Here is a 3,118-nt window from a genome sequence, read left to right on the forward strand (position 1 = left end):
GACGTCGTCACCGCCGCGCCCGAGGGTGGCGGGCCACGGGTGGTGGCCGACTCCGCCGTGGTGCTCACGGTCCTGGAGTCCGGTGCCACCGGTCCCGGAGGTGCCGGGCGGGCCCGATCCGCCCTGGTCGCACTCCCGCGTGAACTCGCGACGCGCGTGGCCGCCGCCTCGCTGTCGGACGAGGTCGCCGTTACGCTCCGCTCGCAGCACTGATCAAGAGCCGGCCGCAAGGTCGTTCGGAGGGGGCACTGTGCTCAAGGGTTTCAAGGACTTCATCCTGCGCGGCAACGTCGTCGATCTCGCCGTGGCCGTCGTCATCGGCGCCGCGTTCACCGCGATCGTCACGGCGTTCACGACCAGCATCATCGAGCCGCTGCTGAACGCCATCACCCCGCCGTCCGTGCCGGGCCTGGGCATCCTGCTCCAGGCCGACAAGCCGAACACCTTCGTCGACTTCTCGGCCCTGATCAGCGCGGCGATCAACTTCGTGATCATCGCGGCGGTCGTCTACTTCGTCTTCGTGCTGCCGATCCAGACGCTGAAGAACCGCCGCAAGCGCGGCGAGGAGCCGGGCCCGTCGGAGCCCACGGACGTCGCGCTGCTCGCCGAGATCCGTGACCTGCTCAAGGCGCAGGCGACCACGGACGGCGAGGGCAAGCACCAGGCCTGAGCCCGGCCCGTCGTCAGTCCTGGTCGTGGTGGGGCGGGCGGTTCACCCGATACCACTCATCGTCACGCTCCCGCTCGGCCGGGCGCGGGTCGTCGTCGAGCTCGTCCCGGGTGACCTCGGGCAACGGGTCACCGAAGACCTCCGCGAGCCTGCGGCGGACCCGATCCGGCAGTTCTGCCATGCCGTCCATGGTGCCAGGCCACATCGGAACCGAAACGGTGCCACCATTGGATCGACACCGGGTGACCGGACACCGAACAGCAGGTGGAGGACCGATGGGCTGGCAGGACACCGTCACGAGCGTGATCGACAAGCTCAAGCCGTACCTCGAGAAGGCCAAGCCGTACGTGGACCAGGCGCAGGAGAAGGCCGGGCCCTACCTGGACAAGGCGAGCGAGAAGGCCGCGCCGTACGTCGAGAAGGCCAAGGAGAAGGCGGGCCCCTACGCCGAGCAGGCGAAGGAGAAGGCAGGCCCGCTCGTCGAGAAGGCGGCCAAGAAGGTCGACGAGGCCACGAAGGGCAAGTACAGCGACCAGATCGGCACGGTGACGGGGAAGGTGGGCGAGGCGCTCAAGAAGCCTGCCGCCGCGCCGACGGCCACCGCTGCGCCGCCCACCACCACGGCCCCGCCCACCACCACGGCGGAGCCCACCACACCGGCCACGCCGACGCCCACGCCGACCGCGGGCCCGGAGGCCGACGCCCCGGCGAGCAACGGGACCACACCCTCCGCGTGAGCGCAGCAGGCTGAGCCGCAGCCGCCGGTCGACGAGGCCCGGCGGCCGTGCTCAGCAGTGTGCGGTCAGGAGGTCTCGAGCCCCGACAGCTCGCCGATCACGTGCGCGACCAGCGGGGACAGCGTGGCCATGCCGTCTCGCACCGCGGCGCGCGACGAGGCCAGGTTCACCACGAGGGTGCTCCCGGACACCCCGACCAGCCCGCGGGACAGGCCGGCGTCGACCGCCCCGGCCGCCAGCCCGGAGGCCCGGATCGCCTCGGCGATGCCCGGGATCGGCCGGTCCAGCACGCCCGCCGTGGCGTCCGCCGTGACGTCCCGCGGCGAGACGCCGGTGCCGCCCACCGTGATCACGAGGTCGACACCGCCGATCACGGCGGTGTTGAGCGCGTTGCGGATCGCGACCGCCTCGCCCGGCACGGTCACCGCGCCGTCGACGACGAAGCCCGCCTCCTCCAGCAGCTCGGCCACCAGGGGGCCGGTGCGGTCGTGGGTCTCGCCGTGGCCGGCCCGATCGTCCACGATCACCACGAGGGCTCGGCCGATCTGCGGGGTCGCCATCTCCATGTGCTCACCGTAGTGGTGGTGCGACTCGACGGCGTGAGGGGTGGGTCCCCGCGGGACCGCGCCGGTGCTGGGAGGGGGTTCCGGCGCCGACGCGGCCCCTGTCGCACCGCGGGGCACCACGGCGCGAGCCCATGATGACCCCGGAACGTCCCCCGTGGGGCTTGAACGGTCGTTCTGCGCCGGATGCCGCTTCCGGCTCCCCCACAGGGCGCTAGCTGGGCTCCCCCGCCAGGGTGACCAGGACCTGACGGTCCGGCAGGACCAGGGTGACCTGCTCACCGGGGAGGTGGTCGCGCACCGCCGCGACCAGCTCGTCGCCGTCGCCGATCAGCCGTTCCCCGATCCGGAGGACGACGTCCCCGGGTCGCAGCCCCGCCTGCTCCGCGGGCCCGCCGGGAGTCACCTGACCCACCACGGCGCCGCCCCCGGCGGGCGCACCCGCCTGCGTCACGCTCACGCCGAGCACCGCCCGGGTGGAACGCCCGGTCCGGGTCAGCTCGTCCGCCACCCGGGCGGCCTGGTTGACCGGGATCGAGAAGCCGACGCCGATCGAGCCGCCCTGGCTGTCACCGGTCCCCGCGATCGCCGAGTTGACCCCCACGATGCGCCCCTGCAGGTCGACGAGTGGACCGCCGGAGTTGCCCGGGTTGATCGGGGCGTCGTGCTGGACCGTGTTGAGCACCGTGGCCTGGCTGCCGCCGCGCTCGCCGCCCACGCTCACCGCGCGGTCGAGGGCGCTGACGATGCCGGTGGTCACGGTGCCGTCGAGGCCCAGCGGCGCCCCGATCGCCACGACCTGCTGCCCCACCCGCAGCGAGTCGGAGTTGCCCAGTTCGGCGGGGGTGAGGCCGGTGGCGCCGTCGAGCCGGACGACCGCGAGGTCGGAGCCGGTGTCCCGGCCCGCGATCCGGCCGACGAAGGCCCGGCCGTCGCCCAGGACCGCGGTGATCGTGCCGCCCTCCGCCGCGGCGGACACGACGTGGTCGTTCGTCAGGACCAGGCCCTCGGCGCTGAGCACGATGCCGGAGCCCTCGTCCTCCCCCGGGCCACCCCCCTCGACCCGCAGGAGCGCCACGCTGGGAAGCACCTTCGCCGCGACGGCCTCGACCGGGGTGAGCTGCGCGGACGCCGGATCGGCCTGCGGG

5 protein-coding genes and 1 pseudogene are annotated in these 3,118 nt (G+C 73.5%); 3 read left to right on the plus strand and 3 right to left on the minus strand.

What is annotated here, in order from left to right; genetic code table 11:
• A pseudogene (locus H5J29_RS34465) lies at positions 1–213 on the plus strand (SAF domain-containing protein); the annotation flags it as partial.
• 37 nt (positions 214–250) lie between these two features.
• Positions 251–670, plus strand: coding sequence for a large-conductance mechanosensitive channel protein MscL (gene mscL / locus H5J29_RS26915; protein WP_181783800.1), 420 nt, complete (start codon positions 251–253; stop codon positions 668–670).
• A 13-nt stretch (positions 671–683) separates the two neighbouring features.
• Here the strand turns inward: mscL and H5J29_RS26920 are convergent, their stop codons facing one another.
• On the minus strand, positions 684–851 hold the full coding sequence (locus H5J29_RS26920; protein ID WP_181783801.1) for a hypothetical protein: 168 nt from the start codon (positions 849–851) through the stop codon (positions 684–686).
• 94 nt (positions 852–945) lie between these two features.
• Here H5J29_RS26920 and H5J29_RS26925 point away from each other — a divergent pair, with 94 nt between their 5' ends.
• The gene (locus tag H5J29_RS26925) at positions 946–1,407 is read left to right on the plus strand and encodes an Rv0909 family putative TA system antitoxin (RefSeq protein WP_181783802.1); all 462 of its coding nucleotides are present in this window, start codon (positions 946–948) and stop codon (positions 1,405–1,407) included.
• Positions 1,408–1,472: 65 nt separating this feature from the next.
• Here the strand turns inward: H5J29_RS26925 and H5J29_RS26930 are convergent, their stop codons facing one another.
• Entirely contained in the window at positions 1,473–1,967 is a 495-nt protein-coding gene (locus H5J29_RS26930; RefSeq protein ID WP_376768578.1) for a MogA/MoaB family molybdenum cofactor biosynthesis protein, read from the minus strand.
• A 217-nt stretch (positions 1,968–2,184) separates the two neighbouring features.
• On the minus strand, positions 2,185–3,118 hold a 934-nt coding region (locus H5J29_RS26935), incomplete at its 5' end, for a S1C family serine protease (RefSeq protein WP_181783804.1).

The sequence above is a fragment of the Pseudonocardia pini genome, from assembly GCF_013870575.1.
Taxonomy (GTDB): domain Bacteria; phylum Actinomycetota; class Actinomycetes; order Mycobacteriales; family Pseudonocardiaceae; genus Pseudonocardia; species Pseudonocardia pini.